The sequence below is a fragment of the Methylomagnum sp. genome (genome assembly GCF_054333355.1).
Map to the genome: position 1 here is coordinate 1 of NZ_JBTEKS010000284.1, position 5,674 is coordinate 5,674.

The 5,674-nt window shown below is 60.3% G+C and carries 4 protein-coding genes; 1 reads left to right on the plus strand and 3 read right to left on the minus strand.

All coding sequences use genetic code 11. The features are described from left to right. Positions 1–14: 14 nt before the first annotated feature. The 3 genes from ACXWUF_RS17240 to ACXWUF_RS17250 all read right to left on the minus strand — a co-directional run bounded on the left by ACXWUF_RS17240 (position 15) and on the right by ACXWUF_RS17250 (position 4,663). Positions 15–848 carry a Stp1/IreP family PP2C-type Ser/Thr phosphatase gene (locus tag ACXWUF_RS17240; protein ID WP_458495854.1) on the minus strand — a complete coding sequence of 278 codons (834 nt, stop codon included), beginning with the start codon at positions 846–848 and terminating at the stop codon, positions 15–17. Further along, a complete protein-coding gene (locus ACXWUF_RS17245; protein WP_458495855.1) occupies positions 845–3,544 on the minus strand; it encodes a CHASE2 domain-containing serine/threonine-protein kinase in 2,700 nt (899 codons plus the stop codon). The genes ACXWUF_RS17240 and ACXWUF_RS17245 overlap by 4 nt, the downstream gene beginning before the upstream one ends. A 114-nt stretch (positions 3,545–3,658) precedes the next feature. Next, on the minus strand, positions 3,659–4,663 hold the full coding sequence (locus tag ACXWUF_RS17250; protein WP_458495856.1) for an integron integrase: 1,005 nt from the start codon (positions 4,661–4,663) through the stop codon (positions 3,659–3,661). Between the two features lie 341 nt (positions 4,664–5,004). Here ACXWUF_RS17250 and ACXWUF_RS17255 point away from each other — a divergent pair, with 341 nt between their 5' ends. Then, on the plus strand, positions 5,005–5,415 hold the full coding sequence (locus ACXWUF_RS17255) for a hypothetical protein (RefSeq protein ID WP_458495857.1): 411 nt from the start codon (positions 5,005–5,007) through the stop codon (positions 5,413–5,415). Positions 5,416–5,674: the final 259 nt, after the last annotated feature.

A 5,674-nucleotide genomic window follows, 5' to 3' on the forward strand; every position in this document is an offset into this window, starting at 1 on the left:
CCCCCGCTCCCACCTTACGTCTTCCTAAACCAACCCGACAAGCGGCTCCACCATGAGCCTCTCCCCGCGCCCTTCATGGGCCGCGCCAGAATCACCGAGATATTGTCCCGCCCGCCGTTCCGGTTCGCCGCGTCGATCAACTCATGCACGGCCTTGGGCAAATCAGCGCCCCGGCTTTCGATGATGCGCTGGATTTCCGCCTCGTCCACCATGTCGGTCAGCCCGTCCGAACACAACAGATAAACGTCGTTCGCCCTCACGTCCTCCTCCCGCAGGTCCACCCGGACATCCGTCTCCAGCCCCAAGGCGCGGGTGATGGCATTCTTGAAGCCGGCGGCGTTGACCTCCTCGACGGTGTCAAAACCGCCCTTGGCGATGAGTTCGGCGGCCAGTGAGTGGTCGGCGGTGAGTTGCTCCAAACGACCGTGGCGCAGCCGGTATAGCCGCGAATCGCCGACGTGGGCGATGCTGACCCGGTGGTTGTAGAACGCCGCCACCACCACCGTCGTGCCCATGCCCTCGCAGGCCGTGCCCCGCGAGGCGGTGTCGTGGATGGCCCGGTTGGCTTTCTCGATGGCGTGGCGGATCAACACGCTGTCGAGGGTGTATTGGCCGGTTTCGTCGCGCTGGCCCGGCTTGAGTTGGCGCAGCGTCCCGGACAATTCCTGGATGATGGTGTTGATGGCTATGCCGCTGGCGACTTCGCCCGCCTTGTGGCCGCCCATCCCATCGGCCAACACCGCCAAGCCGATGAGTTCATCTTGGCCCACGGCGTCCTCGTTGTGGCCGCGGACCCGGCCCGTGTCGGTGCCCCCGGCGATCCGCATGAAAGTTCGGGTGCCTTTCACTCACCGCCTCCCGCCAATTGGGCGGCGCATTGGCGCAGGTCGTGAGCCAGTTCGGCGCCGGTCTGGTAGCGCCGCTCGGGGTTCTTATCCAGCAGACGATCCAGCAAGGCTTTCAGGCAGGGCGGCAGGTCCGGCTTGATGGTCAGCACATCCGGGTGCGGCTCGTTGGCGATTTTGAACATGAGGGTCGCCAGGGAATCGCCCGCGAACGGCAGCACGCCCGTGGCCAACTGGTACAGCATCACGCCCAGCGAGAACAGGTCGGAACGGCCATCTACCCGCTTGCCCGCCAGTTGCTCCGGCGACATATAAGAAGGCGTGCCCAGCACCGCGCCGGTCTTGGTCTTGCTGGAATCGGTGATGCGGGCGATGCCGAAGTCGGTGATCTTGATGGCGTCGGCGTCGGGGTCATACATCAGGTTGGCGGGTTTGATGTCGCGATGCACCACGTTGTGGCCGTGGGCGTATTCCAGCGCGTCCGCCGCCTGCGTCATCAGCTTGCAGACCGTGGGCAAGGGCAGCAGGTGGTCCTTCTTGGTGTAGCGGGCCAGGTCGTGGCCCTTGAGGAACTCCATGGCTATGTAGGCCAAGTCATGCTCATCGCCCGCGTCATAAATCGTCACGATGTGCGGATGGTTGAGCCGCCCGGCGGTCTCGGCCTCGCGGAAGAAGCGCTCCTTCACATCGGCCAATTCGTCTTCATCGAATTCCTGAGACAGGGCCAAGGTCTTGATGGCGACCACCCGGTTGATCTTGGGGTCGCGGCCCAGATAGACCATGCCCATGGCGCCCTTGCCCAGTTCCTTCTCCACCTGATAGCGGCCCAACATGGGGCGGGTGTCGCCGTCCTCCAGAATCATGGTGGCGCCCAAGCCTTCATTGCCCCGTGTGCCGCCACCGCCGCCCAGGCCCAGCACCATCGTGTCTTCGAGTTGCTGGGTGCGGGCCATGCGCTTCTTCAAGTCGCGGAAGTTGGGGTTGAAATCCGCCATGTATTGGTACACGGCCCCGGCCTTGTTGAACTGGCGCTTGCGCTCGTAGTCCAGGGCGAGGTTATAGAGCGGGTCCATGATGGAATCATCCAGCGGGCACTTGCGGAATTTCTCGAAGGCCATGTCCAACTGGCCCTGGCCCTGGAACGCCAGCCCCAACATGCGGTTGGTTTCGGCGGATTCGGCGTCGGCCCGCTCCTTGCCCTTTTCGGTGAGGAAGAAGCGCTTGGTGGTCAGCAGCATGTGGCCCGCCACCAGCATGACCGTCGGGCCGATCAATTCCACCCACAGCGAGCGGGCCATGAGCAGGTACAGTTCCCCGCCGATGGCAAGCCCCGCCAAGGCGACGGTGACGGCGGCGGCGGGTCCGGCGGGCAGGCGCGGCAGCAGCAAGGTCAGGTACAGGGCGAACAGCGCGAACGCCCCCAGCTTGGCGAACATGCCCCAGTCCGGCTTGAGCAGGAAATGCTCGTTGAGGAGGCTGGCGACCGAGTGGGCCAGCACCAGCACCGGGGCCATGCCGGGCGAGATGGGCGTGACCAACTGGGTGCCGACGCCGGAGGCCGTGGCGCCGATGAGGACAATCTTGTCCTTGTATTTATCAGCAGGAATCTTGCCCTTCAGCACGTCGAAGAACGAATCCACCGGAAACGCCGGTCTGCCGTTCTGGTCGCCGTAGAAATAAGGAAACATCCGCAGGTTGGCGTCGGTGCCGATTTCAAGCCGCCCCAGCTTCACGCCTTCGCCCAAGCGTAATTCGATGTCTTCGGGTCCGAGGTTCAGGCTCTTCGCGGCGATCATCAGCGATTCCGCCGGGATGTATTGGCCGTAATGGTTGAGGGCCAGCACCTCGTTGCGCTTCACGCCGTCGATGTCGGTGTCCTCCACCAAGTGGCCGATGGCGGTGGCGGGTTCGCCGATTTCGGGGATGGGCGGAATGCCCGAGATCGTGGAGAGGGGGAACAACTCGTTCTGCGCGGCCTCGACCCGGTCCACGCTGTGGGTCAGGATGTCGCGCTTGACGTAGGCGGGCAGGTCGCTGTCCGGTTTGCCGGCGGGTTCGCCCAGCACATAGGGCATACCCAGCACCACGTTGCCAGCGGCTTTAAAGGCTTCCGCCAGTTTGCGGTCGGTGTTCAGGGCGTTTTCCGCGTCGCTGAGCAGTTGGGCGAAGCGGGCGGTCTCGGCGGGGATTTTCTGCGGCAGGCTGGATTGGTCGTAGAAGCCGGACAGCCGCGTTAGGAAATCTTTGTCCGGGGCGGTGGCGGGCAGTTTTTCAGCGAGGGTTTTGGACTCGTCGACCAGGCCGCGCAGGGTTTCCGTTTCCTTGGGGAGTTCGTTGCGGAGGGCGGATTGCTGGAATGCCGCGCTGAGTTCGCGGAGATGGGGGAGGCCGGGGTCTTGCTGCGGTTCGAGGAAGAACACGGTGTGGCCGATGACCTTGGATTTGCCTTGGTTGAGCAGGCGGATCATCTCGGCGTGGACTTCGCGGGACCAGGGCCAGCGGCCTATGTTGGCGATGCTGGCGTCGTCGATGGCGATGACCGCCACCTTGTCGCCCGGTGCCTTGCCGCTGCCGCGCATGGCGACATCGTAGGCGCCGCGTTCCAGGCCGTTCATCAAGCCTGCGCCTGATCCCGCCAGGAAGGCGAGCAGGATGATTAGCCCCAGAAATCCATCGCTACCCCAGAACCGATTTTTCATTGGCAACCCCGTATTGTTATCGCGGCATGACGCGCCGGGCGTGGCGCGGTGTTCGAAATATTAACCGATTTGGACGGGGGGGCGGATGGGGAATAGTGGCGGGGAGGGGTGAGTTTAGAGGCGGTCCAGCGGACTGACCACGCCCTGCCCGCCCCGGTTGAGGACGTGGGTATAGATCATGGTGGTGGCGACATCCTTGTGGCCGAGCAATTCCTGGACGGTGCGGATGTCGTAGCCGGATTGGAGCAGGTGGGTGGCGAAGGAGTGGCGGAGGGTGTGGGTGGTGGCGGGTTTGACGATGTTGGCGGCGGTCACGGCCTGCTTGATGGCCCGCTGGAGGTTTTGCTCGAAGATGTGGTGGCGGCGGACGATGCCGCTGCGGGGGTCGGTGCTGTCATCGCGGGCGGGAAACATCCAGAACCAGCCCCAGGATTTCCCGGCGTTGGGGTATTTGCGGTCCAGCGCGTCCGGCATGTAAACCCCCGGCTTGTTATCGCGTCGGTCTTGCTCCCACAGTGCCCGGACAGTGATTAGGTGGGTCTGCAAGTCTTCGGACAGGGCGGCGGGCAGCACGGTGATGCGGTCCTTGTTGCCTTTGCCGTCACGGACCAGGATTTCCCGCCGCTCGAATTCCACATCCTTGATTCTGAGTTGGGCGCATTCCATCAAGCGCATTCCTGTGCCATAGAGCAGGCGGGCCATGAGTAGATGGATACCGGAAAGATGGTTGAACAGCCGGGCGACCTCGGCCTGGGTTAATACGGTGGGGAGTCGCCTTGCACGGCGCGGGCGGGTCAGGTTGCTTAGCCAGGGGAGATCCACGCCCAGCACATCCTTGTATAGAAACAAAAGGGCCGATAAGGCTTGGTGGTGGGTTGAAATGGCGACATCGCGTTCATTGGCGAGATGTGACAGGAAGGCTTCGACTTCCGGGGCGCCCATGTCTTTGGGGTGACGTTTGTTGTGGAACAGGATGTAGCGCTTGACCCATTGCACATAGGATTTTTCGGTGCGGAGGCTGTAGTGCTTGGCGCGGATGCGCTCGCGCACTACGTCCAGAAAACGGGGCGCGGGGTGTGCGGTATAAGACGGGGGCTGGATGGGTGTTATCTGGCTCATAAGGATGCTGTATAACTAGCCTTAGAAGTCGCTAAGCGTTTGAAAAGCTTGCTTGACAGGCCTAATTATACGGCATAGAGTTTTGTCTTATGCGGCACTTTTTGCCGGATAAGCAAAATGTGCTATCCGGCATGGTGCTGTATAACAACAAGTTAGGCTTTGATCCTTCCTATCTCGCCTCCAGCGTCATCGTCCAAGAAAAACCTTAGCGGCTGAACGCCCCTACCCCGCCGGATTAGATTTCAAGGTTGACTCAAAAAAGTACGTCTGATATGTTGCGTTTACAGATTCGTCTTCACTTTTGAGGTCGACATCACGTTAGGCTTAATAAGATCGCCAATATGAATCGCAAGCTAATCATGGCATTTATTGCCAGCCCAATCGGTGTGATTCCTGCCTCGTTATCACTTATTTTTTTATCTGCGCTCAAAGCTAACGTATTTAACCTAGAGATAGAGCTACGGTTAGCGCTCGTAGCATCAATAATCGCATTGCCGGTTGCATATTTGGCACTCCTAACTTTTGGGCTATTCAGCTACTTTTTCCTAAAAAGACTTAGTTGCCTCAAAGTAGGTTATTTTTTGGTGCTAGGCGCATTGCCCGGAGCTATTTACTCTTTAGGTATTGGGATTTTTGTTCATCCCTCATACGCGCTTCCCTCACTCGTCTTTAGCTACTACGGTATTTGGGTATCTCTAATATTTTGGTATTTAACCCGTACCGCCCACGTAAGTCCGATTAGCGCAGCATAATCGGGCGGATGAAGGCTAGTGGTAATTGTGACATCAACTAGCCTAACAGGGCGATCAACCGGAACCCGGCCTTTGCTTCTTTCGCAGGTTTTTGTAAGTTTGTAGTTTTGTGGCTTCGGTCGGGTTCACCGCAGGCCGGGTCCGGTTATCTTGAACGTTAGGGCGCACGGAAGAAAGTCGGCCTTTGTCGGTTAAGTCAGGAGGCATCCATGAAACTGCTTACTCTGGCCTTCTCAGTCGCACACGCCTTTATGGCGGG

What these genes read in the sequence shown, in the direction of transcription:
- ACXWUF_RS17255 (WP_458495857.1), top strand. Translation starts at nt 5,005, where the DNA reads ATGAATCGCAAGCTAATCATGGCATTTATTGCCAGCCCAATCGGTGTG.
- ACXWUF_RS17245 (WP_458495855.1), bottom strand. Translation starts at nt 3,544, where the DNA reads ATGAAAAATCGGTTCTGGGGTAGCGATGGATTTCTGGGGCTAATCATC.
- ACXWUF_RS17250 (WP_458495856.1), bottom strand. Translation starts at nt 4,663, where the DNA reads ATGAGCCAGATAACACCCATCCAGCCCCCGTCTTATACCGCACACCCC.